The 22,963-nt window shown below is 63.1% G+C and carries 19 protein-coding genes and 1 pseudogene; 13 read left to right on the top strand and 7 right to left on the bottom strand.

Annotated features, from left to right (window positions below):
* Nucleotides 1-7: 7 nt before the first annotated feature.
* Nucleotides 8-799 carry a GntR family transcriptional regulator gene (locus tag D7S86_RS14830; protein WP_121087630.1) on the bottom strand — a complete coding sequence of 264 codons (792 nt, stop codon included), beginning with the start codon at nucleotides 797-799 and terminating at the stop codon, nucleotides 8-10.
* Nucleotides 800-1,080: 281 nt separating this feature from the next.
* Between D7S86_RS14830 and D7S86_RS14825 the strand changes: the two genes are divergently transcribed.
* From D7S86_RS14825 to D7S86_RS14810, 4 genes are all read left to right on the top strand, one after another.
* Complete coding sequence (locus D7S86_RS14825; RefSeq protein WP_121087629.1) at nucleotides 1,081-1,977, top strand: isocitrate lyase/PEP mutase family protein; 897 nt, start codon at nucleotides 1,081-1,083, stop codon at nucleotides 1,975-1,977.
* Nucleotides 1,974-3,395 carry a 3-isopropylmalate dehydratase large subunit gene (gene leuC / locus D7S86_RS14820; protein ID WP_240648169.1) on the top strand — a complete coding sequence of 474 codons (1,422 nt, stop codon included), beginning with the start codon at nucleotides 1,974-1,976 and terminating at the stop codon, nucleotides 3,393-3,395. Before D7S86_RS14825 ends, leuC begins: the two co-directional genes overlap by 4 nt.
* 6 nt (nucleotides 3,396-3,401) lie before the next feature.
* Nucleotides 3,402-4,049, top strand: a complete 648-nt coding sequence (gene leuD, locus D7S86_RS14815; protein ID WP_121087628.1) for a 3-isopropylmalate dehydratase small subunit — start codon at nucleotides 3,402-3,404, stop codon at nucleotides 4,047-4,049.
* Nucleotides 4,050-4,127: 78 nt separating this feature from the next.
* Nucleotides 4,128-4,895, top strand: a complete 768-nt coding sequence (locus tag D7S86_RS14810; protein ID WP_240648168.1) for a Sua5/YciO/YrdC/YwlC family protein — start codon at nucleotides 4,128-4,130, stop codon at nucleotides 4,893-4,895.
* A gap of 126 nt (nucleotides 4,896-5,021) precedes the next feature.
* On the opposite strand, the gene D7S86_RS14805 is transcribed toward D7S86_RS14810, so the two are convergent.
* On the bottom strand, nucleotides 5,022-6,269 hold the full coding sequence (locus D7S86_RS14805; protein WP_121087627.1) for an MFS transporter: 1,248 nt from the start codon (nucleotides 6,267-6,269) through the stop codon (nucleotides 5,022-5,024).
* Nucleotides 6,270-6,480: 211 nt separating this feature from the next.
* Between D7S86_RS14805 and D7S86_RS29540 the strand changes: the two genes are divergently transcribed.
* Together D7S86_RS29540 and D7S86_RS14795 are read left to right on the top strand one after the other, a co-directional pair.
* Nucleotides 6,481-6,657 carry a hypothetical protein gene (locus tag D7S86_RS29540; protein WP_158601961.1) on the top strand — a complete coding sequence of 59 codons (177 nt, stop codon included), beginning with the start codon at nucleotides 6,481-6,483 and terminating at the stop codon, nucleotides 6,655-6,657.
* A 374-nt stretch (nucleotides 6,658-7,031) separates the two neighbouring features.
* Nucleotides 7,032-8,597: a methyl-accepting chemotaxis protein gene (locus D7S86_RS14795; RefSeq protein ID WP_121087625.1), complete on the top strand. Its 1,566-nt coding sequence runs from the start codon at nucleotides 7,032-7,034 to the stop codon at nucleotides 8,595-8,597.
* 82 nt (nucleotides 8,598-8,679) lie between these two features.
* Here D7S86_RS14795 and D7S86_RS14790 read toward each other — a convergent pair whose 3' ends face one another.
* Both D7S86_RS14790 and D7S86_RS14785 read right to left on the bottom strand, forming a co-directional pair.
* A complete protein-coding gene (locus D7S86_RS14790; protein ID WP_121087624.1) occupies nucleotides 8,680-10,284 on the bottom strand; it encodes a methyl-accepting chemotaxis protein in 1,605 nt (534 codons plus the stop codon).
* An 84-nt stretch (nucleotides 10,285-10,368) separates the two neighbouring features.
* Nucleotides 10,369-11,307: a LysR substrate-binding domain-containing protein gene (locus D7S86_RS14785; RefSeq protein ID WP_121087623.1), complete on the bottom strand. Its 939-nt coding sequence runs from the start codon at nucleotides 11,305-11,307 to the stop codon at nucleotides 10,369-10,371.
* 96 nt (nucleotides 11,308-11,403) lie between these two features.
* On the opposite strand from D7S86_RS14785, the gene D7S86_RS14780 reads away from it, so the two are divergent.
* The 4 genes and pseudogenes from D7S86_RS14780 to D7S86_RS14765 all read left to right on the top strand — a co-directional run bounded on the left by D7S86_RS14780 (nucleotide 11,404) and on the right by D7S86_RS14765 (nucleotide 15,361).
* The gene (locus tag D7S86_RS14780; protein ID WP_121087622.1) at nucleotides 11,404-12,681 is read left to right on the top strand and encodes an MFS transporter; all 1,278 of its coding nucleotides are present in this window, start codon (nucleotides 11,404-11,406) and stop codon (nucleotides 12,679-12,681) included.
* 413 nt (nucleotides 12,682-13,094) lie between these two features.
* Nucleotides 13,095-13,205: pseudogene (locus D7S86_RS30685) on the top strand (hypothetical protein); the annotation flags it as partial.
* Between the two features lie 189 nt (nucleotides 13,206-13,394).
* Complete coding sequence (locus D7S86_RS14770) at nucleotides 13,395-13,940, top strand: hypothetical protein (protein WP_147432337.1); 546 nt, start codon at nucleotides 13,395-13,397, stop codon at nucleotides 13,938-13,940.
* A 20-nt stretch (nucleotides 13,941-13,960) separates the two neighbouring features.
* Nucleotides 13,961-15,361 (top strand): alkaline phosphatase family protein, encoded by a 1,401-nt coding sequence (locus D7S86_RS14765; protein WP_240648166.1) that lies wholly within the window; start codon nucleotides 13,961-13,963, stop codon nucleotides 15,359-15,361.
* Nucleotides 15,362-15,433: 72 nt separating this feature from the next.
* Here the strand turns inward: D7S86_RS14765 and D7S86_RS14760 are convergent, their stop codons facing one another.
* The gene (locus D7S86_RS14760; protein WP_147432336.1) at nucleotides 15,434-15,784 is read right to left on the bottom strand and encodes a hypothetical protein; all 351 of its coding nucleotides are present in this window, start codon (nucleotides 15,782-15,784) and stop codon (nucleotides 15,434-15,436) included.
* A gap of 279 nt (nucleotides 15,785-16,063) precedes the next feature.
* Between D7S86_RS14760 and D7S86_RS14755 the strand changes: the two genes are divergently transcribed.
* Nucleotides 16,064-16,657 carry a TetR/AcrR family transcriptional regulator gene (locus tag D7S86_RS14755; RefSeq protein ID WP_158601960.1) on the top strand — a complete coding sequence of 198 codons (594 nt, stop codon included), beginning with the start codon at nucleotides 16,064-16,066 and terminating at the stop codon, nucleotides 16,655-16,657.
* A 295-nt stretch (nucleotides 16,658-16,952) separates the two neighbouring features.
* Here D7S86_RS14755 and D7S86_RS14750 read toward each other — a convergent pair whose 3' ends face one another.
* Nucleotides 16,953-17,417 (bottom strand): YaiI/YqxD family protein, encoded by a 465-nt coding sequence (locus D7S86_RS14750; protein ID WP_121087617.1) that lies wholly within the window; start codon nucleotides 17,415-17,417, stop codon nucleotides 16,953-16,955.
* 157 nt (nucleotides 17,418-17,574) lie between these two features.
* Nucleotides 17,575-20,526: an HD domain-containing phosphohydrolase gene (locus D7S86_RS14745; protein ID WP_121087616.1), complete on the bottom strand. Its 2,952-nt coding sequence runs from the start codon at nucleotides 20,524-20,526 to the stop codon at nucleotides 17,575-17,577.
* Nucleotides 20,527-21,112: 586 nt separating this feature from the next.
* On the opposite strand from D7S86_RS14745, the gene D7S86_RS14740 reads away from it, so the two are divergent.
* Complete coding sequence (locus tag D7S86_RS14740) at nucleotides 21,113-21,565, top strand: MarR family winged helix-turn-helix transcriptional regulator (RefSeq protein WP_121087615.1); 453 nt, start codon at nucleotides 21,113-21,115, stop codon at nucleotides 21,563-21,565.
* A 141-nt stretch (nucleotides 21,566-21,706) separates the two neighbouring features.
* On the top strand, nucleotides 21,707-22,936 hold the full coding sequence (locus D7S86_RS14735; protein ID WP_205962818.1) for an MFS transporter: 1,230 nt from the start codon (nucleotides 21,707-21,709) through the stop codon (nucleotides 22,934-22,936).
* Nucleotides 22,937-22,963 lie beyond the last annotated feature (27 nt).

The following is a 22,963-nucleotide window of genomic DNA, read 5'->3' as shown; positions in this document are numbered from 1 at the left end:
CCCCGCCTCAATCCGGCGTATCGACGATTTCGCCATGCTCGTCGTTGCTGATCCAAAGCCGTGTTTCATGACCGGTCCTCGACAAGCGCATGTGTTGCTCATAACGCGTCGGATGAAACAAGGCCATCAGATAGTGGGTCGGCGTTCCCGCTTCATCGAGGTAGATCCGCGCGATCTTCAGCAGCGCGGTGCCTTCCGGTAAGCCCAGCGCGTCGGCCGCCTCGGGCGAGGCGTTCACGGCATGAATCGTCTGTTCCGCGCTCGCGATCCTGACGCCCTGGTTTTCGAGCAAGACAAACACGGGATCGTCGTTGAGCGCCTGACGGGTCATGTCGCGCGCGAGCGCGGGCGGTACGAAGACTTCGGAATAGGAAATCGGTTGCCGCTTGAACGTCCGGACCCGCGTGACCTTCAAGGTGCGCTCGCCTTCTTGCGTGCGTAAGGCGCGCGCGACGTTCGGCGGCGCGGCAATCCATGCCATGTCGAGCACCTTGGCCTTCGTGCGGCGGCTCATCGAGGCGAGATTGTCGAGCGGGCCGCCGCGCAGCGCCGTCGCGGGCTGGTTTTCGGGCCGCTCGACGGCCAGCGTCCCGCGACCGCGCAGCCGCACGACGAGACCTTCTTCCTCAAGCCGCTTGAGCGCCGCGCGAACCGTCACGCGCGCCACCCCGAATTCGAGCGCGAGTTCCCGTTCGCCCGGCATGCTGAACGCGTCGCTGTACCGGCCCTCGCGGATACGTTGGGCCAGAATAAGGCGCAGTTGGTGGTAGCGCGGGGATGACGGTGCCGATTCGTCCATGCGCGAAATTGTACGTCCGCGCGTGTTCCGTCACGAAATTTACTTTAAGCATGCGCCGAGCCCGCGCCGATGACGTATGCGGCCCGCGCCCTCACAACGTCACCCGCCGTCGATGCGTGACCGACGACGTGTCATTTCGGTCTGCATCCATGTCTCCTGCGTCGACACATCAAGCGTCCATCGGCGTTTGACGACGACGCGCCCGCTGCGCGAATAGGACCAGTGGTTGCATTGATCGAGCCTGAGCCTGGCCGCACAGTAGCGCCAGCAAAGGAGACACCATGCGCAAAACCACTCGCCTCAAGCACCTTATCGAATCGCCGGATCTGCTCGTGATGCCGGGCGCATTCGATCCGCTGTCCGCGCGGATCATCGAACAAGCGGGATTCCACGCGGTGCAATGCTCAGGCTACGGCATTTCCGTGAGCCGGCTCGGGCTCCCCGATTACAGTTTCCTGTCGATGTCGGACATGGTCGCCGCCACGCGGGTCATCGTCGATGCGGTCGATCTGCCCGTCATGGCCGACGGCGATACGGGCTTCGGCAACGCCGTCAACGCGTGGTACGCCGTGCGCGCGTTCGAACGTATCGGCTGCGCGGGCGTCAATATCGAGGACCAGGTCATGCCCAAGCGGTGCGGACATCTCGACGGCAAGACGATCGTGCCGATCGACGAAGCCGTGGCAAAGATCCGCGCATGCGCGCAGGCCCGCACCGACAGCGATTTCGTCATCAATGCGCGCACGGATGCGCTTGCCATCGGCGGCATCGACGAGGTCGTGCGGCGCGGCAACGCGTATCTGGCGGCCGGCGCCACGATGATCTTCGTCGAAGGCATGACGGACAAAGCGCTGGCCGAACAAGCCGTCAAACGCATCGACGGTCCCGTCGCCATCAATGTCGTGGAGGGCGGCAAATCGCCCGAACATTTCACGTTCGCCGAGATGCAGGCGATCGGCATCGCGCGCGTGAGCCTGCCCGGCACGCTCGTGTTCGCGGCGATCGCCGGAATGCGCGACGTACTCGAATCCGTCAAATCGAATGGATATGCGGGCGGCCCCGGGACGCGCCAGACCTCGTTCAACGAAGTCCGCAAGCTCGCCGGATTCGACGAAGTCTTCGCGCTCGAAAAACAATTGCTCGCCGATCTGCGGGCAAGCTCGACCGAGCACGCATGATGGACGGCACGATGCACGACCAAGCCCGAACCATCATTGAAAAGATCTGGGACGCGCACGCCGTCGCCGATATCAATAGCGGTCAGACGCTGTTACATATCGACCGTGTATTCCTGCACGACCGCGCCGGACCCACGGTCTATGCCGGACTTCAGGCCGCGGGGCGTCCGGTGTCGAATCGAGAGCTCGTCTTCGGAACGATGGACCACATCATCGACACGCATCCGGGACGCGGCGACGACACCCTGCTCAAAGGCGGCACGAATTTCATCCGTGAATTTCGCGCGGCATCGTTGCGACACGGCGTGCGGCTGTTCGACATCGGCGACACGCGGCAAGGCATCTCGCACGTCGTGGCGCCCGAGCAAGGCATTGCGTTGCCCGGCAGCACGCTCGTGTGTTGCGACAGCCACACGTGCACGAATGGCGGCATCGGCGCACTGGCCTGGGGGATCGGGACCAGCGAGGGCGAGCATGCCGTCGCGACGCAGACCCTCGCGCGCACGCGGCCCAAGACGATGCGGATCAATTTCAACGGACGCGCGCAAGCGGGCGTCACGGCCAAGGATCTGATCCTTGCGTTGATCGGTAAATACGGTGCGACAGGCGGCGCGGGCCATGCGATCGAATTCGCGGGCGAAGCGATTCGCGCGCTCGACGTCGAAGGACGCCTGACGATCTGCAATATGGCCGTCGAATTCGGCGCGTGGACGGGTCTGATCGCGCCCGACGACGTCACGTTCGACTGGCTCGCGGGCCGCCCCTTTGCGCCGTCGGGCGACGCATGGGACGCCGCCGTGCGGCACTGGCGCACGCTGCGCTCCGATGCAGGCGCACGCTGGGACGCCGAGCTCGAACTCGACTGCAGCACCGTCGCGCCTCAAGTCACCTGGGGAACGGACCCCGGTCAGGTCTGCGCGATCGACGGTGTCGTGACGACTTCGTTGAGCGCGAGCGCCGAGCGCGCGCTCGCGTATATGGCGCTGCAGCGCGGCCAACCGATTCTGGGTCAGCCGATCGATGCCGCGTTCATCGGCTCATGCACGAACAGCCGCCTGCCCGATCTTCGCGCCGCGGCGCAGGTCGTTCAGGGGCGCAAAGTCGCCGACGGCGTCAAGGCGCTCGTCGTGCCGGGCTCGACGGAGGTCAAGCGGCAAGCGGAAGCCGAGGGACTCGATCGCATCTTCCGCGAAGCCGGCTTCGAATGGCGTGAAAGCGGCTGCTCGCTGTGCTTCTACGCAGGCGGCGACAACTTCGACCAGCACGGCGTGGCGGCGCGGCGCGTGATCACCAGCACGAATCGGAATTTCGAAGGCCGCCAAGGGATCGGTGTCCGATCCCATCTGGCCAGTCCCGCGACCGTCGCGGCATCGGCGATCGCGGGCTGCATCGCCGACCCGCGTCTCCTGTTGAACTGAGGTCCCATGGAAAGCTTCGTCAAAGTCACCGGTATCGCGGCCCCGCTGATGCGCGCCAACATCGATACGGACCTGCTGATCCCGTCGCGCGAAATCACGGGCTCCGGCAAGGACGGATACGGCGCCAAACTGCTCGCGCCGTGGCGCTATTTGCCGGGCCCCGCGGGGTCGCGCATCGAGAATCCCGATTTCGTGCTCAATCGCGAGCCGTTTCGCGAAGCGCGCTTCCTGATCGCCGATGCGAACTTCGGCAGCGGGTCTTCGCGTGAACCCGCCGTATGGGCGGTCCGGCAGTTCGGATTGCGAGGCGTCATCGCCCCCTCGTTCGGCGCGATCTTTCGCAACAACTGCTATCGCAACGGCGTGTTGCCGATCGAATTGCCGAAGGATCAAGTCGAGGACCTCGCGCACGACGCCGAATCGGGTCGACTTGTCCTCACGGTCGATCTCGACGCATGCGACATCGTTCGACCGGACGGCACGCGCATCGCGTTCTCGGTCCCGCCCAACGAACGCGCCATGATGCTCGAAGGCCTCGACGCGATTGGTCTGACACTCAAGCTCAGCGCTCAAATCCACGCTTTTCAGGCCGCCGATCGCAAGGCCCGGCCCTGGATATGGGACATCCCGCAAATCGCGGGCGACCCCGTCTAAGCACCGCACCCATTTTTTCCCGCCTTTTATCAGGCACTCGCTCCACCCACCTATTTCACTTAAATACGGAGACTGAAATTGGACATCATCGAGGAATTCACCCCGACCATCGCGCCGCGCGTCGACACCAAGGCTGACGCCCAGCGTCTTTTCGACGTGCTCAAGGCGGGCGGCATCGCGATTTGCGCGAACACCGTCGGCTACGGCATCTTCGGCGGCTCGCCCGAAGCGATGCAGAAAATCTTCGACACGAAGCAGCGCGGCGGCCACAAGCGCCATGCGATGACGGTCGACGCCCAGGGTCAGCGCGAGATTCACATTCTCGATCAGCGTCGCCAGGACATGATCGATTGCATCACGCAGGACTACAACCTCCCGCTCGGCGTCGTCGCGCCTTATCGCAAGGACCATCCGCTGATGCAAAAGGTCGCGCCGGAACTGCTCAAGGCGAGTACCGCGCGCGGCATGCTCGGGATGCTCGTCAACGGCGGTCCCGTGCACAAGGAAGTGGGGCGTCTCGCGCGCGAAAATCTCGTGCCCGTGTTCGGTTCGTCCGCGAATCTCACGGGGACCGGCACGAAATTCCGCTATGAAGACATTCAACCCGAAGTGCGCGCGATCGCCGATATCTACCTCGACTACGGACTCCGGCCGTTCCATCACTATCAGCGCTCGTCGACCGGCATCGACTTCGAGAACATGCGCGTGCTGCGCATCGGCTCGGCGTATGAATTGGTCTCGGACATCCTCAAGCGCCATTTCGGTCTGCGCCTGCCCGTCGATCCGGGTCGTGAAGTCAATGCATCGGGACACCTTGCGGAGTTCGCGCTGAAGGAAGGCGACTGATTCAGCCGCATCGCCGCTTAGCAAAAAATGCCGCGCGCAATCCGACGATTCGCGCGCGGCGTATGGGCGATTCGAATGTGAACGATTTGAATGCGGGCGATTCGATATCGACGATCGCGCCTCAGCCTAGGCGCATCCATCCCGGCACAAGGCAATCGATGCGCGCGTCTTGGTGCGCAGACGTTCGAGCGCGACGAGCCGCAAGAGCATGACAAGCGCAAACAGCACGAGTACGCCGCCGAATACGAAGTCGACACGCGTGCCGGCCGTATCGACGATGCCGCCGCCGACGCACGAGCCGACTGCGATCGCGATCTGGACCACGCAGATGAACAGCGCCGAACCCGCCTCGGCCGCATCGGCGATGCCGCGCTGAATCCAGACGCTGCAGCACAGCGGCAGCGCACCGAACGCCGCCCCCCAAACAAGCATCGCGACGCTGTCGCCGACGCGCGAATGGTCGAACCACGCCATCGACGCAAGCGCGCCCAGCAGCAACAGCATCATGGCGGTGATCGATCCCTTCAGGCGACCGGCGATCAACGTCGAAAACACCGTATTGGCCACAAAGCCGGCGACGCCGAATGCCAGCAGCAACAGGGTCATTGCCCGCACCGAGAAATCCTCTTGAAGCCAGGGCGCGATATAGGTGTACGTCGAGAAGTGCGCGCCGAACACCAGCGCGATCATCAACAGGCTGAGCCGCGCGAACGGACGACGCAGCACGTCGACGAACGCCCCGAAACGCAACGCGGTCTCGGACGGCAACGACGGCGTGAGCCAGGCCTGCAACGCAAGCGCGATCGCCACCAGCGCGCCGGTCACGTAAAACGATGCGCGCCATGACGCGAAACTCGCGATGAACGTACCGAGCGGCACACCCGCGACGGTCGCGCACATGACGCCGGTGAGGATCGTCCCCATCGCCTTGGTCGCATCGGCGGGCTGCACGAGACGCCCCGCCGCCGCGGTCGCGAGCGTCCAGAATCCGCCGAGCGCGGCGCCGAGCATCGCGCGTCCGATCAGCATCGCCGCGAAGTGCGTCGATGTCGCGCAGATCAGATTCGACACGAGCAGCGCAGCCGTCAGCAGCATGAACACATGACGGCGATCCATGCGGCCCGCGAGGATCATCAGCGCGGGCGCGGAGATCGCCGCGAGGATGCCGGGCATCGTGATCATCAGGCCCGCGGTACCCGGCGTGACGCCAAGATCCCGCGCGATTTGAGGCAACAGACCGACGGGCAGGAATTCCGACGTGACAAACGCAAATGCGCTGATCGCGACGGCGATCACCGCAAGCCACTGACGACGCGTGGTCGCCGACGCGGTATCGGACGTCGAAGCGGCTGCATGAGAAAGCGAGTTGTTCATCTTGAGCGTGAGTCCAAATCATCATCGGAACGGCAAGGCATCCTGCGTCGGCACTGCGCAAAGACCGCAAGTAACGCGCCGTCATGATGCACGGCGAGCCGCATCTCGCGAAAAATCCCTGTCGGACGCGTGGGTGTTAACCGCTGTCGAGACGCAGATTACAAGCCAAGAATGAGTTCGGAATGAGGGCCTCGATCGGCCGATACAAGGCTTGGCCGCGGCGTCGCTTGTCGTGCTTGTCGTGCTTGTCGTGCTTGTCGTGCTTGTCGTGCTTGTCGTGCTTGTCGTGCTTGTCGTGCTTGTCGTGCTTGTCGTGCTTGTCGTGCTTGTCGTGCGGGGCGCGCTTGAGCGCATTCTCCCGTCGCTCAAGCGCGGGATGGCGTCTTAAGGATCGGCATGCTCAAGAATCGACATGCTTAAGGATCGCCACGCTTTAGGGGTCGGCCTGCTTACCGTAATGAAAAAGTAAACATCGCCACGTTCCAGATATTGAGCATAACGGCCTAACAAGCGCACGCGGCGGACCGCCCTCGATTCCTATCGGCTTCGCCACCGCTCATTGATCGAGATCAAGCGTCCGCACCGAAATCGCGCGCGTTGACACGATTCCGCCGCGATAGTCGCCTAACGCCTTCAAGTTTCATGCGTAACGGCCGTTGATGCAGTCAGCCCTCGATAAAGACAAAAAACCCGACGCATTTCGGGTCGATGAATGATTGCCTTAGACCACAACCACGAGGGCGCACCGCGGAGAGTCGAACTGTGTTGAAGAATCTATCCATTCGAGCAAGCCTGAGCTTGATCGTCGTGTTTTTCGGGCTTGCGCTGATTGTGGGGGCCGCTGTCGGTCTGTTGTCGATGCGCGCGGGGAATGAGTCGCTCAAGCAGATGTACACGGTCGATACACCCGCCGTCGCCGATCTCGAAGGCACCGCCGCCCAGTTGCTCAATGCGCGCCTTGCGCTGGCGACGTTCGCGTCGTTGACCGAACTCAACGATCAGGAAGGGTCCAAGGCCGTCCTCTTGCGCTTCGATCACTACGTCGAGGTGTCGAACGAGCGCCTGGCCAGCTTCCTGAGCAAGGCCGGTTCGAACGGCGACGAAGCGCAGCTCATCCAGGACATGCAGGACAAGCGCAATGCCTTCGTCCACGACGGCCTGCAGCCCGCGCTCGCCGCGATCAAGGCCGGCGATCGGCCGACATTCCTGAATCTGCAGGCGCATACGATGCCGGCGCTTTACAACGCTTATGGCAAAGCCATGGCCGCCGTCGAGAAAGTCCAGATCGACAATGGCGCACAACGCTATCAGGACGCGCAGGACCGCTTCAATCGCGTCAGTCTCGTCGTCGGCGTCGGCCTCGTGCTTGGACTTCTGCTCGGCTGGACCGCGCGCAATGCGCTCATGCGCGTGATCGTCGCGCCGGTCGATGCCGCGATCGTCCACTTCGACCGCATCGCGGGCGGCGACCTGACAGGCCAGATCGCATCGACCGGCGCCAACGAAATGGGCCGGCTCACGGCCGCCTTGCAAAAAATGCAGGGCGCGTTGATCGGCATGGTCGGCACGGTGCGTCAACGGACCGAAACGATCAACGTGGGCGTCGACGAAATCGCCGCGGGCAATATGAGCCTCTCGCAACGCACGGAAGAACAGGCCGCGGCGCTCGAACAGACGGCGGCCAGCATGGAGCAGCTCGTCGCGACCGTCAAACAGGCCTCGGACAATTCGAAGCAGGCCAGCCAGTTGGCGTCGGATGCGTCGAATCTCGCGGAGCAAGGCGGCCAGTTGACGCAGAACGTCGTCGGCACGATGCAGAAGATCGTCGAGGACTCGCACAAGATGGCCGATATCGTCAGCGTCATCGAGAGCATCGCGTTCCAGACCAATATCCTTGCGCTGAACGCGGCCGTCGAAGCCGCGCGCGCGGGCGAACAAGGTCGAGGTTTCGCCGTGGTCGCGAGCGAGGTCCGCGGACTCGCACAGCGCAGCGCGAGCGCGGCCAAGGAAATCAAGACCTTGATCGACGAATCGACGTCACGCGTCAACTCCGGTTCGCACCTGGTCGAGCAGTCGGGCACGACGATCACGGACACGATCCGCGCGATCGAACGCGTCAGCACGCTCATGAACGAACTCGCCACGGCGGCGGTCGAGCAAAGCACCGGGATCGAACAGGTCAACCAGGCCGTCAGTCAGATGGACCAGACGACGCAGCAGAACGCGGCCCTCGTCGAGCAAGCGTCCGCGGCGGCCCAATCGGTCGCCGAACAAAGCCGGGCGCTGCAGGAAGCCATCGATATCTTCAAGGTCGGCGCGTACCGCTAAAGGCGGGTCAAGGTTTGAAAGGCCCCGCATCGCGAGGCCTTTTGACGAGGCATCCGAACGCGTGCCGAGACACTCGCCGGGTCTACATCGCGAACCCGTGCCCCGCGGCGCGCAAACCCGACGCCTCGTCGACCTTGAAGATCGACACGGCCTCACGCAGTGTCGCGGCCTGATCGGCCATCGCGCGCGCCGCGGCGCTCGCCTGTTCGACCAGCGCCGCGTTCTGTTGCGTGACTTCGTCCATCTGGATCACGGCCGTATTCACTTGATCGATGCCCGTCGTCTGCTCGACCGACGCCGACACGATTTCACCGATGATGTCCGTCACGCGCTGGACCGAACGCACGACCTCGCTCATCGTCTGGCCGGCATCCTGCACGAGCGTCGCGCCGGCCTCGACATGCGACGCCGACGTCTCGATCAGACTCTTGATCTCTTTGGCGGCATTCGCGCTACGCTGCGCGAGTGTGCGCACCTCGCCCGCGACGACCGCGAATCCCCGTCCTTCCTCGCCCGCGCGCGCGGCTTCGACGGCGGCATTCAACGCAAGGATATTGGTCTGGAACGCAATGCCTTCGATGACGGCAATGATCTCGGCCACCTTCGACGAACTCGTCGAGATGTTCTGCATCGTGCTGACCACGCGATGCACGACGTCACCGCCGATCGACGCGGTTTGCGATGCCGTGCCCGCGAGCGTGCTGCCTTGACGCGCATTGTCGGTGTTCGCCTTGACGGTCGCGGTCAGCTCTTCCATGCTCGCGGCCGTTTCTTCGAGCGAGGCGGCCTGCTGTTCGGTCCGTCGCGACAGATCGAGGTTGCCCTGCGCGATCTCGCCCGCCGCCGATGAAATGGATTCCGCCGACGACTGGATGCCCGACACGATCCGGGTCAATCGCACGCGCATCGATTCGAGCGACGCCATCAGACTGCGGTCGTCACCGTGCGTCAGCGCGATCGAAACACGCAGATTGCCCTCCGCGATCTGTCCGGCGATCCGTTGCGCATCGCTCGGCTCGCCACCCAATTGCCGCAACACGCTCCGCGTGAGTACCACGGCCGTCGCAAGCGCGACGACGATCGCCAGGAAAACCAACGAACCGACGAGCCAGCGGATATGCGCATAGGTCAGCACCGCATCCTTTTGCGCCTCGGCATTCTCGTCGTCTTCGCGATCCGCCAGCGCAACCGCCTTGGCGAGCCACACACGCTGAGGCGGTCGCGCCTCGTTCATCAACGTATGCGTGGCGGTCGTCACGTCTCCGGCGACAGCCTGCTCGACGACCTTGTTCATCGGCGGCACCGCGAGCGCCTCTTTCTCGTCGATTTCCGTCAGCAGATGGCGTTCGGCCTCGCTCGTCCCCGCTTCCTGCGAAAACATGTCGTGAAGTTGCTTGACGGCATCGGCATACGCCCGGTCCTGTTGCCGGATCCGCTCGACTTCGGCGAGCAGATCCTGACGATTTTCGAGGAACGCGAGATTGCGTACGGCAATCGCACGATCCTGAATCGATGACTTCAGGACATTCGCCAAACGCGCTTCGGTGTCATTGACCCGTGCGATGTCGTCGAGCCTTTCGTTCAGTTGCGACAACCCGTAGAACGCAAGGCCCGCGACGGCGACCAGCAAGAGTGTCAACAACGCGAAGCCCGCGCTAAGACGCGTCGACAGTTTCATGTTCTTCATAAGCCTTCCACGAATACGTACACAACACCAACAAAATGGTTACGTCTGTATTACGGTATGCCGTGGATTTTCTGAAGATTTCCTCTAAAGCAAAAGAGACAGCCGCTCAAGCCATGACGATCTGCCGCTCGTGCGCGATAAACGCACGGCGTCGAGCACGAGCGCGGCCAATTGATCGACGGGCGGCGTCGGCGTATTCGACGCGCGCACGAGCGCCAGCGGCAAGCTGGGTAAAGGCGGCAATCCGTGCGCGGCGGCATCGAGTATGCGTACCGTCGACGGCAGTCCGTAGTGCGTGCGGACCGTCACGCCGAGGCCTGCCCCGGCCGCGGCCCAGAGTCCGGCAAGGCTCGGACTCGTAAAGACGACGCGCCACGCGATGCCCGCGCGATCGAGCGCCGCCGTCGCCATGCTCGACAGCATGCACGAGCCGTCGAACAGGATCAGCGGCAACGGTTCACCCGACGCGGCGTCCCACTGCAAGACATCGGTCCCGATCCAGCGCATCGCGGGTTCGGCCACGATCTCGCTCGTGCCGAGCGTATAGCGGAGTTGCGCGGGCACGTCGCGATCGTCCCAGACGAGCGCGAGATCGAGCTCGCCCGCATCGAGCCGCGCGAACAGATCCACGTTGCGCGCGACACGCGCCTCGATCCGCACTTTCGGATGGGCCCGCGAAAACTGGCCGAGCACACCCGGCAACACGCTTTCGCCAAAGTCTTCCTGCAATCCGAGCCGCACCCACCCTTCGAGATCGACGCCGCGTGTCGCCGCGAGCGCTTCGTCATTGAGTTCGACGAGCCTGCGCGCGTACTGCAGCAGCGTCTGTCCGGCTTCCGTGAGCGCGAGACCCCGGCCCGATTTGCGAAAAATCGGTTTGCCGGTCTGCTCTTCGAGCTTGCGGATCTGCGCGCTGACCGCCGACGTCGAACGCCCGACACGGTCCGCTGCTTTAGCAAAACTGCCCAGATCCATGCCCGCCACGAAGCTCCGCAAGACCGCAATGTCAAAGCTCGCATTCATCCTGTTTTTCCGGATCGTTAGTGTTAAATAATCCAATATTCCGAATGATCATAGGATGCGAGACTGCACGGGTCAAAGAAATAATCGGAGGAGCGAATGGAATCGCCGTGCGTCATCGAACCCCGGCGCGTCGAAGCGCGCAATGGATCGCTCAATGCATCGCATCGATGGAAAGTGCTCGGCGCCGGCGTCGCGGCGAACGCGAGTTTTTCGGCGGCCGCCAACGGCATTCCGACGACCGCGGTCTGGATGCGCACGTCGTATCACTTCGGCAATGCCGAACTCGGACTCGTACTCGGCGCAATGGGGCTGGGTCTTGCGGTGTCCGAATTGCCGTGGGGCGTCGCAACCGATCGCCTCGGCGATCGGCCCGTGCTGGTCACGGGTCTGCTCGCGACCGCGTTGACGTTGATTGCGATTGCGCTGTTCGGCGTGCCGTCGGCACATGGGGCGCCCGCGATGCCGCTGCTCGCATGCGCGATGTGCGTGGCCGGATTGTGCGGCGGAAGCGTCAACGGGTCGAGCGGACGCGCCGTCATGAGCTGGTTCAAGGAAGGCGAACGCGGGCTGGCCATGAGCATCCGGCAAACCGCGGTACCGCTCGGCGGCGGCCTCGGCGCGGCCGTGCTGCCGTGGCTCGCTTCGCGGCACGGCTTCGGCAGCGTCTTTGCCGCGCTCGCGGCGATGTGCGCGCTGTCCGCGGTCGCTGCGTTGCGCTGGCTCCGCTCGCCGCCGCATGCGACGGAGCAGTCGCATACGCAGGCCGCGACACCCGCGCGCGGTCCGCTTGCCGATATCACCGTGTGGCGCGTCGCATTCGGGATCGGACTGCTCTGCGTGCCGCAATTCGCCGTGTTGACGTTCGCGACGATCTTTCTGCATGACTTCGGCCGTCTCGGCCTTGTCGGCACGAGCGCAACGATGGGCGTCATCCAGACGGGCGCGATGATCATGCGCGTCTGGAGCGGCCGGCATACGGATCGGCACGGCAATCGTCGCGCGTATCTGCGAGGCTCGACGCTCGTCGCCGCGGTCGGCTTCGTCGCGCTCGCTTCGGCCGTCGCGCTCGGTCGACATGTACCGATTGCGATCACGGTGATCACGATCGCCGCGGCGGGGATCAGCGTCTCCGCCTGGCACGGCGTCGCCTATGCCGAACTCGCGACGCTCGCCGGCCCCGGCCGCGCGGGCACCGCGCTCGGCATGGCGAATACGGTCGTCTATGCAGGACTGTTCGTCGCGCCGACGCTGATTCCTCATCTGCTTGCGGCGAGTTCATGGGCCGGGGTCTGGCTCATGGCAGGCATCGTCGCGCTCGCTACGTATCCGCTGTTTCCACGCCCGCTTCAAAGGCGCGACCGGATAGCGTCTTGATCGACGCACCGAATCAATCGTTCGCTGCTGACCGGCAGGGTCTTCGACTGGCTTGACGACACGCTTCAAGACACGCAAACGCTGCCCGTCATCGCGTACGCAAATGGGTCGATCGCGAATGAATTCATGATGTGGTCAGTGCGAGATCGCACAGTTCGTCACGCGCAAAAATCAGACGATTCAAACAGGACGTTCATCGCGCGATACGCAGGCGCCAGATCGCCACGACGGTCACGCGGATCGCCGGAGCAGCGCGTGAACTCGCCGATCGATTCGCCATGCGTCCGGCCGTCATGCCGTGTCATCGAAACGATCGCAACGTAACGCTCGGCGCGAGAAGGCGAAGACTATCGCCTCGCTTCCACTCGTGCCGCCGATTGGCCCTGCGTACCGGGTAAAAGACGACGCGCGCCGCGATGAGCCCGTTCCAGACACAACAGGGACTCCCGGCGACGACTGTCCTCGATGACGCGACCTTCGACGCGCTCAAGGCCGCCGTCGGTCGTTTGCCGCCGGCCTCCTGACGACAGCACGCGCTCGATCTCGAACGCTGTCCTTATCTCATCGACGCAGGTCGCGCACATGCAAACGCGCGGGCCGCGACTTTGCGCGACGCGTTGTGCCCGATAGGGAAACGGCCCGACGGGTCACCGATGCAGACGCGCAACATCTGTTGAAGCACCGGCCCCACAACACAAGAAGAGGAGAACACCATGAAAGCAATCGCGACACAGTGGCGTGAAACGGCTCGCATGACACGCCTGTTTTCCCGGATTATCCAGACCGTCTGCGGCATGGCGCTTCTGGTCGCCGTGCAATTCGCCCAGGCTCAAGCCACCACGCCCGGCAAGCCCGCGGACTGCGGCCCCGAGTGCATCGATCCCGTATTGAAAGGCGCCATCATGATCGGCATGGCGCTGCTGTTGTTCACGAGTCTCCTCGTCGTGCTCAAAGCCTTGCGCACGCAAAACTGGAATCTCGCGCAAGCGCTGTCGGAAGAAGCCAAATTGCAGGACGGCACCCCGACGCCCGCAGCGGGAGATCTCCCTCCCCTGGTGCCAAGCAGCTCGCGCCTGATCGCGCTGATCGGCACGATCATTCTGGCGACGTTCTTCATCGGCATCGGCTTTTACGTCGTCTGGCAACTGTGCTCCGGACACGACATCAACACAGCCAACACGGCTTGGGCCTTCTTCGCGTCCGGCGCCACGCTGTTCCTGCCTTACGGCATCAATAAAGCCAGCAGCGTGCTGTCCTGATGTCCGGCGGGGAGTCGACCATGTCAGCGATCCAGCAGACCAAGAAGATGTTCGTGTTGATGATGGAAAACCGCTCCTACGACAATCTTCTCGGATGGTCCGATTTGCGTGGATGGACACCATCCGGCGTCGCGACGGTCGCGGACGGACTCGTCGGCAAACCGACCATTCACGTGTCCGATACGCATGGAAGACCCTACCCGGTCGTGCAGGGCGCGCCATTCAGGCTCGCGTTCGATCCGGGCCACGAGTTCACGGACACCCTCGTGCAACTGTGCGGTGCCGATCAGGCCCGCCCCTATCTCGGGAGTATCCACGACGACGCAGCCGTCCTTCCCGGCGGCGTCTATCCGCCCATGGCCGCCACGCCCGACGCAACGGGATTCGCCTATGACCTCGACGCGTACGGGTTCGACACGGCGACGGCGCTGCGCGGCTTCGGGCCCGATCAAGTCCCCGTCCTCAACTTCCTCGCGCAGCAGTTCGCGGTATGCGATCGATGGTTTTCCTCGATGCCGGGCCCGACGTGGCCCAATCGTTTCTTTGCCTTGGCCGGCACATCGTGGGGACTCGATCACTCACCCAGCAATGAGGAAACGATCGCCGCCACACTCTTTGACGGCGCGCGCTTCGGCAACGGGTCCGACTCATTGCTCACGCGTCTCACGCCGGCCGAGTGGCTCGTCGCGCATGGCGATACGCCCCAATCATGGGCGCTCAAGGGCGTTCAAGCGTCGTCGGCGCGCTTTGTCACACATGAAGATCTGTTCTCGATGCTGGCGAGTCAGCGCGTCGATGCGAACTTCATATGGATCGAGCCGAGCTACGATCCTTTGGGAAATTTTCGCAACGGCCAGTCGATGCACCCGTGCGGAGACGTGCGCAACGGCGAAGCATTGATCGAAGCCGTTTATCGCGCGATCGTGTCTTCGCCGTATTGGGAAGAAAGTGTGCTTTTGATCGTCTTCGACGAACACGGGGGCTTCTTCGATCACGTCATACCGCAGCCGGGTACGGTGTCCGGCATGCCGCCGTTATCGCCCGTCGCGCCGACGTCGCTGACCCGGCGCGGATTTCGTTTCGACCGTTTCGGTGTGCGCGTCCCGGCGATCATCGTCTCGCCGTATGTCAAACAAGCGACGATCGACCACACGTTCTACGATCATCTGTCGATCGCCAAGACACTCGCGCGCGTGACGAATCGTACGTCGCTGCCTTTGCTCAACACGGCGCGCTTCTTTTCGGCGACGGATTTCTCGGGCGTCCTGACGTTGAGCCAGCCGCGCAAGGCCGCCGATATTCACGCGTGTCCGTCGGCACTGCCGGTCACATTGGCCGCGCGAGGACCGACGATCAATCGCAGCGCGACGGCCTTCGCCAACCTCGGCTGGTCCGTTCAATCGGGCGATCCAAGGGCCTAGTCATCGCGTCGAATGCACGTCGGCGGCGATTGCGTCACGACGCCGCGCGCAAGACGTCGAACGCGTCGCGCGCTATGCCTTCGCCTGTCTCGCGTTCGAAGACCGGTTCGCGCCGCGCCGGCCCTTCGCGATCGACGCGCGCAGGTCGTTGATCAGGTCCGTCACCGTCGAATCGGCGGAGGGGTTCGTCGTCGGCGCATCCACACCGCGGCGTTCGAGCTGCTCGATCAGCCGCGCGAGAAAAACCATTTTCGCGGCGTATCCATAGCTGACCTCGACGGACTCGATTGCGCTCGACATTTCCGCCTGGGCGCGCACGAGGTCCCGAATGCTGCAGAGATGCGCGCTGGTCCGGGCGATCTGCATATCGAACTCGCTACCCCAATGCCGCCGCGCGGACACTCCCGTGTTCGCATTCTTCATTGCCCTATTCCCCGTAGCCTTGAGCGCAGCTCCGCTGCGCCGACTTCGACCCCAAGCGCAATTCCACGCGCGACACGCAGCACGTGCTTTGCACACAATGCATTTTATTGAGCAAATTATAATTTGCTCATATTCTTTTGCAACGAGCAAATTTCTTCAGAGGAAATGAGGGGTCACCGATGAGGCCCTTTGATCGGACGACCGGGATTGCGACACTCGCGAGCGTCCGGAAACTGCCGTTACAATGCCGAGCCAACGCCTTCAGATCCTTGCCGAAACTTGTATAGCGCCGCGACTACCCGACTCCTCGACCGTGCCGCCGAAGTCTTTATCGATCACGGCTACGCCACGCTGACGATGGCGCAGTTGGGCGAGTTGTGCGGCTTGCAGCGACGCGCGCTTTACTACCACTTTCACAGCAAGGAAGACATGTTTCGCGCGGTGCTCCGCGTGCGCAATGCGCACTATCAGGCGCTCGCCGATCGCGTCGCCGCGCAAGCGCTGGAACGCGACGATTCCATTGAACAGGTGATCGGCCACTGGCTCGACACGCGCTATGGCGAATTCAGGCGCAGGCTGCTCGTGAGCCCGCACGCGGCCGAACTGAACACGATGGCCTTTGCCGTCGGTCTGGACATCATGCTCGACGTGGCGCGCGAGACGAATCTCAAGCTGCAGACGCTGATCGCGGCGCTCGTCGCGCAGAAGCGTTTGCGGCTGCGGCCGGGCATGACGGCCGAACGTGCCGCGCAAATGATTTCCGACGCCGCGCGAGGCGTGAATCAGGCCCGCCCGGCGATCCCCGCCGACGAATTGGCGGCGCGCTATTACGCGATCACCGAGGCACTCCTGTTCGGCTGCGCGCTCCGGTAAGCCGCGTGTGAAAACGCGATGGCGGCGGCGCAAAAAAACACCCCAAAGGTTGGGTCTCATGCAACCTTTGGGGTGGGCTCACCAACCCCTAAACCTGATGCAAGCCTAAAGCGGGTCCGGCATCGATACGCGTCGATGACCGGCTATCGTCATTCGCGCCGAGATACGCCGTGTCGCCAAGATCGGTTTTGCCACGACGAACACGGGTGATATCAAAGACGACAGACAATAACGACCCCGCTTTTTACCGTCTATCCGATATTGGTTGTCGACTTCATGTCGCGCGCGACGATCGTTAGGCGCCGGGCCGCGTCTTCACATGACGTGCCAGAAATTTGTCGAGCTGACCGGCAAATGCGTTGCTGTCGCGCGCGCTATAGGGCGCGGGGCCGCCCGTATCGATACCCGCGCTGCGGAGTTGATCCATCGCATCGCGCATCGTCAAACGCTCGCCGATATTCTCGCGACTCATCCAGTTGCCGCGCGGGTCGAGCACATGGCCGCCCTTGTCGAGCACCGCGGCCGCCAGCGGAATATCGGCCGTGATCACGAGATCGCCGGCCACGACAAGCTCGACGATGCGCGCATCCGCGACATCGAAACCCGCAGGCACCTGAATCGACTTGATGAACGGCGACGGCGGCGTGCGTAGAAATTGATTCGCCACAAGCGTCACATTGATTTCAAGCCGACGCGCGGCGCGATACAACGTCTCCTTGACGACAGCCGGACATGCGTCGGCATCCACCCATATCTGCATCGATCCAGTCCTTTAAGTCGAGCGTCGCAGATGCCCCGCGTTAGTCACACGGGGCGTATCGTCCGCGTTAGCAGCGTTAGCGGCTAAGCGGCTAAGCGGCTAAGCGGCTAAGCGGCATGCGAGTCTAACGCGTTCGACGCACGCGGGGCGCGCCCCATCACGCCACCAGTTCCGGATCGGGTGCGGCTTCGAGGTATTGCGCAATATCGACGTCGTCGATTTGCTCGACATCCATGAAACGCGACGCATAGTCGCGATACACGCCCGAGCGCAGGAACAACTCGAAGACGTCCGGATCGATATGATGCCCGTCCTTCATCCGCGCCATGATCCGGATCGACTCGGACAGCGTTTTTCCCTTCTTGTACGGCCGATCGCCCGCGGTCAACGCCTCGAAGATATCCACGATCGCCATCATGCGCGCAAGCGGACTCATCTGCTCGCGCTTGAGTCCCATCGGATACCCCGCGCCGTCCATGCGCTCGTGATGACCGCCCGCGATCTCCGGAATATTGCGCATATGCCGCGGAAACGGCAGCTGCGACAGCATGACGATCGTCTGGAGAATGTGCTCGTTGATCTTGAAGCGCTCTTCTTCGGACAACGTGCCGCGCGACACCGACAAGTTATGCAGCTCGCCGCGGTTATAGAGCAGCTCCGGCATCTTGATCCGGAACCCCCACGGATTATCGGGTGCGCCGATCAGATCCGACGACGCGTTGCGCACGAACCGGTGCTCGACCTTGTCGGCAAGCAGCTTCTCGCGTGCGGGAAGGGGCACGGCAGGCTCACGTTCCTTGCGCTGCCGCTCGTCGTACGACACGCCGAGGCGGTCATCGAGCGTGCGCACCCAGGTGCGCTCCGCGATCCGCGCGAGCCGTGCGGCATCGGCCGCATCCATCGATTCGCCGCCTTCGTTGCATTGCGCGATAAACGCGAATTCCTCGTCGAGCTCGCGCAAAGATGCATCGCGCTTCGCCTCTGCCGCGGCGCGATCGACGCCCGCTTCGATCGACTTGAGACAGTCGATCTCGGCATGGCATTTGAGCACCTCGAAACGCATGCGGATCTCGTGAATGCGGTCATAAAGCGTTTCGAGCTTGGTCGCCTTGTCGACGACGTATTCGGGTGTCGTGATCTTGCCGCAATCGTGCAGCCAAGCCGCGACATGCAGTTCTTCCCATTGAAGCGCATTGAGGCTGAAGTCCTTCCACGGACCGTCGTGCGTATCGCACGCGGCCTGCGCGAGCATCCGCATCAGTTCGGGGACGCGATTGCAGTGGCCGCCCGTATAGGGGCTCTTCGCGTCAATCGCCTTCGCGATCAATTGGATGAACGAATCGAACAGTTCGCGCTGCGACTTGATCAACTCGCGCGTTTCGATGGCGCTCACGAACAAACTCGTGAGCTCCGAGATGAAGGACATCTGCATCTGCTCGAGCGGCCTCGAATGCAGCAGCACGAAGACGCCCACGAGCAGCTTCTGCCGGTTGACGAGGGGCACGACGGCCGCATGGCCCGCGCCGAGCATGAATTCCGCATAACCGGTCTGCAGGATATCGGCATTCGACAATTGTCCCGTGCGCGGCACGTTATCCGCGAGCGCGCTGCGGATCAGCACGGGCGCATCGGCGATCACGAGCGACGACAACCCCGCGACGGTCTCGCCGGTGCGCGCATCGAGCGCGCTGGTCGGCAGCAACTGTTCGCCATCATGGTCGGTCAGATAGAGCACGCCCGCATCCGCGTGCGCCTCGGCCAGGATTTCGGTCAACAGCACGCGCACCAAGGGCTCGAACTCGGGCTCGCCGGCGACGGCGCGGATCGTGCCGAGGAATCGTCGGATCGTGCGCTTCATCGCCGCCATCTGCACGGCGAGCCGGTCGAGTTCACTGATCCGCGAACGCAACACGTGCTGACTCGGATTCGGATCGAAACGCCGCATCGTGTCGGCCTGGGCCGTGAGCTCCTTCAACGGTTTGGCGACCGACCCCGCGAGCACCCAGATCACCGGCAGCGACAGCACGAGAATCGCCAAGGTGATCAACACGTCGACGATCTGCGCATGAACGGCCGCTTGCATGAGTTCGCCGCTGCGAATCGCCGACACCATGAAAAGCGGATCGGCCTCGTCGATCGTCAAACGGCTCACCGACGTGTACCACGCCGTGCCGTTCTGATCGGTCACGTTGCGGATCCACTCGCGCATGCCGGCCGAGCGCAGCGTCTCGATCAAATGCTCGAGAATCGGCGCGCGCTGCATATCGGATGCGCTCATGGCGCGCGGCGTGCCGTCGGGCGCGCGGCCCATCGACGCGAAGCCCGCGAGGTTCGACGTGAGGACGTTGCCGTTCGGGTCGACGAGCGCGAGCACGCGTCCAGGCAAGGTCTGCTGCGCGACGAGCATCTGTTGCAGCGAATCGAGGCTGATGTCGCATGCGGCGACAGCACGGCCGTCGGCCGACGTAATCGCGAGCGTCGTGCCGATCTCGGGCACCGAGAAGAACCGGTAAGGCTCGGTGCGCACGAAGCGCTTCGCTTGTCGCGCCTGCTGATACCACGGGCGCTTGCGCGGATCGTAATGCGCGGCGACATCCGAATTGTCGACCGTACTGATGATATGGAAATCCTTGTCGATATAGATCAGCGTATTGTTGTCGGCCGACTCGTCATGCGACACGTTGTGTACGACAAATTGAGTACCCGGGGGCGCTTGCATCGCCGCGCGCTGCGTGTCATTGCGCATCGCGAGCACCATGAAGATGTCGCCGTTGTCATAGCCGACATAGAGCGACCGGATGTCGGGCGCCGACGTCAGGATTTCATGCAGCATGCCGGCGAACGCCATGCGATCGTCGAGCGTCCAGGCCTCCGACAGCTTGCTGTGCGCGATCATCTTGACCGCGACTTCGGCCGGCCCAAGCGTCTTCTGAATGCGGTCCGTGGTCTCGCGGCTCATGCCTCGCGCCTGATTGACCGAATCCGCCTCAAGACGCGCGCGCAAATGATTGAAATCGAGCGCGCTGATCAGGCCGCCGACAAACAACACCACCACCGCCGTCAGCAGCGACACGTGCAGTTGGAACGGCAAATGCCGGTATCTCGTCATAAACGTACCCGCGAACGTAGGTGTCGGTCATTGGGGCCGATGAATCGGCGGCGCTCGCTTCACGAATCGCCGCGTCATGATCGACCGCTTCGAATGGCGTTCCGGATCAAGACCGACCAGAAACGACCTGTCAGGTCATCTATGGGTTAACGGGCGAATCCATTAATTCCTTAGCGTGACTCAACGATCTTCGCGCGCGATATCCGTATCGCCCGCATACGTGCGCGTAAACCCCGATCCATCATGCGCTTCGACAAACGTGGCATACCAAAGTATTGGTATTGACGTACGCAATCGATTTGATCTCGGAGCGATGTCGCACTAATCGCGCACCGCTTTCGTGCACCTCAACACAATGACGCATGCCGATGCTTTCGAACGCATGATGAACGCGCAAACGTTTGAGACAAAACGGCTTCGATATCGATGGCACCTCAAAGCCTTTTTGGTGTGCTTGGTTTGATTGATGCATCGGATTTACTAGATGTCGCCGATGCGCTCGATGTCTCATCGCACTCGTCGCTTGGCACCTCGATATCTACAGTCAAACTGTACAGTTTGACTGTATTCATGTTATGTTCCGCGCATGCGTGCCTCTCCCTCTTCCTCGACGATCGAACCGCTTGCCGCACTGGCTGGTGAATTGCGCATCTCGCTCGGCAAATTAAACCGGCGTCTGCGCGAGCAAGCGCAATCGGGCGACTTCACCTCGTCGCAACGATCGGTGTTCCTGCGGCTCGAACGCGACGGTCCTGCGACCGTCTCCGCGCTTGCACGCGCCGAAGGCGTCAAACCGCAATCGATGCGCATCACGGTCGCGTTGCTTGAAGCACAAGGCGCGGTCGTCGGCGAAGCCGACCCTCACGATGGCCGCAAGACGGTGTTCACGTTGACGCCCGCGTTCAAACGCACGCTCAAGGCGAGTCGTTCGGCAAGAGAAGACTGGCTGTTTCACGCACTCCAGACGCAGCTCACAAGCGACGAACACACCACACTCTCGGCCGCCGTCAAGTTGCTGCAACGGCTTGCCGATTACTGAGCCGATCGAGCCCATTGCGCCGCCTTCCCTGCAAGCACCGATGCTCATGACATATTCGAATCCCGATCCGGCGCGCGTCGCCGCCGTGCAACGCAGCGGTCTCGTCACGTGCGCGATGCGACTCGTCCCCAAGGGGGCGCGGTGATCAACACGACTTTCCGGTCTCTGCGCAACGCGAATTACCGGACCTGGGCCGCGGGCGCACTCGTGTCGAATGTCGGGACGTGGATGCAACGCACGGCTCAGGACTGGCTCGTGCTGACACAGTTGACGCACCACAACGCGTCGGCCGTCGGAACCGTCATGGCGCTTCAATTCGGGCCGCAGATGCTGTTCCTGCCGCTCTCGGGCTATGCGGCCGACCACTACGACCAGCGCAAGATGCTCTTCGCGACGCAGGCCACGATGGGCGTGCTCGCGCTCGCGCTCGGCATGCTGACGATCACGGGCGCCGTGCAGCTCTGGCACGTCTACGTGTTCGCGTTTCTGTTCGGCAGCGCCGCGGCCTTCGATGCGCCCGTGCGTCAGACCTTCGTCACGCAGCTCGTCGACGAAGCCGATCTGCCGAACGCCGTCGCGCTCAATTCGACGTCGTTCAACGCAGCCCGCATGCTGGGCCCCGCAGTCGCGGGTCTCGTCATTGCATCGGTGGGCACAGGATGGGCCTTCACGCTCAACGGGCTGTCGTTTGTCGCCGTGCTGATCTCGCTGACGCGCCTGCGCGTCTCGGCCCTGCATGCGCAAGCGCGCGCACGACGCGCGCGCGGCAGTCTGCTCGAAGGTTTTCGTTATGTCGGCGCACGCCCGGATCTTCTGACGATTCTCGTCATGTTGTTTCTGATCGGGACGTTCGGGCTCAATTTCCCGATCTTCATTTCGACGATGGCGGTCCGCGTGTTCCATGCCGACGCGCGCGGATACGGCCTGCTGTCGTCGATCATGGCCGTCGGGACCGTGTCGGGGGCTTTGCTTGCGGCAGGCCGCAAACGGCCGAGTTTCGCCGCGCTATCGAGCGGCTCGCTTATTTTCGGACTCGGGTGCACGGTGGCGGCCATCGCACCGCAATACTGGATCTTCGCCGCGTCGCTCGTGGTGATCGGCGCGGCGGCCTTGACGTTCACCAACACGTCGAACAGTCTGATGCAGCTCTCGACCGAACCCGCGATGCGCGGCCGCGTGATGGCGCTGCGCATCGGGGTCGCGCTCGGCGGCACGCCGATCGGCGCGCCGATCGTCGGCTGGGTCGCCGATCACCCGGGCCCGCGCTGGGCACTCGGGGTCGGCGCGGCAGCAGGTTTCGCATCGGCGCTCGTCGCCGTCTATGCGGTTGCGCGCAATTTTCACGAACCGAGACACGACGCGCAGCCCTGACGCGCACCGATCGTACGCATCGCTCGC

It is taken from the genome of Pararobbsia silviterrae (genome assembly GCF_003628125.1).
In the GTDB taxonomy this organism is placed as follows: Bacteria; Pseudomonadota; Gammaproteobacteria; order Burkholderiales; family Burkholderiaceae; genus Pararobbsia; species Pararobbsia silviterrae.
The sequence above is the reverse complement of the archived record's forward strand: the minus strand, read 5'-3'. Positions and strand labels throughout refer to the sequence as shown.

Coding starts and splice junctions, on each gene's coding strand:
- D7S86_RS14770 (WP_147432337.1), top strand. CDS start 13,395: ATGAAAGCAATCGCGACACAGTGGCGTGAAACGGCTCGCATGACACGC.
- D7S86_RS14765 (WP_240648166.1), top strand. CDS start 13,961: ATGTCAGCGATCCAGCAGACCAAGAAGATGTTCGTGTTGATGATGGAA.
- D7S86_RS14780 (WP_121087622.1), top strand. CDS start 11,404: ATGGAATCGCCGTGCGTCATCGAACCCCGGCGCGTCGAAGCGCGCAAT.
- D7S86_RS14740 (WP_121087615.1), top strand. CDS start 21,113: ATGCGTGCCTCTCCCTCTTCCTCGACGATCGAACCGCTTGCCGCACTG.
- leuC (WP_240648169.1), top strand. CDS start 1,974: ATGATGGACGGCACGATGCACGACCAAGCCCGAACCATCATTGAAAAG.
- D7S86_RS14745 (WP_121087616.1), bottom strand. CDS start 20,526: ATGACGAGATACCGGCATTTGCCGTTCCAACTGCACGTGTCGCTGCTG.
- D7S86_RS14750 (WP_121087617.1), bottom strand. CDS start 17,417: ATGCAGATATGGGTGGATGCCGACGCATGTCCGGCTGTCGTCAAGGAG.
- D7S86_RS14805 (WP_121087627.1), bottom strand. CDS start 6,269: ATGAACAACTCGCTTTCTCATGCAGCCGCTTCGACGTCCGATACCGCG.
- D7S86_RS14785 (WP_121087623.1), bottom strand. CDS start 11,307: ATGAATGCGAGCTTTGACATTGCGGTCTTGCGGAGCTTCGTGGCGGGC.
- D7S86_RS14830 (WP_121087630.1), bottom strand. CDS start 799: ATGGACGAATCGGCACCGTCATCCCCGCGCTACCACCAACTGCGCCTT.
- D7S86_RS14790 (WP_121087624.1), bottom strand. CDS start 10,284: ATGAAGAACATGAAACTGTCGACGCGTCTTAGCGCGGGCTTCGCGTTG.
- D7S86_RS14760 (WP_147432336.1), bottom strand. CDS start 15,784: ATGAAGAATGCGAACACGGGAGTGTCCGCGCGGCGGCATTGGGGTAGC.
- D7S86_RS14825 (WP_121087629.1), top strand. CDS start 1,081: ATGCGCAAAACCACTCGCCTCAAGCACCTTATCGAATCGCCGGATCTG.
- leuD (WP_121087628.1), top strand. CDS start 3,402: ATGGAAAGCTTCGTCAAAGTCACCGGTATCGCGGCCCCGCTGATGCGC.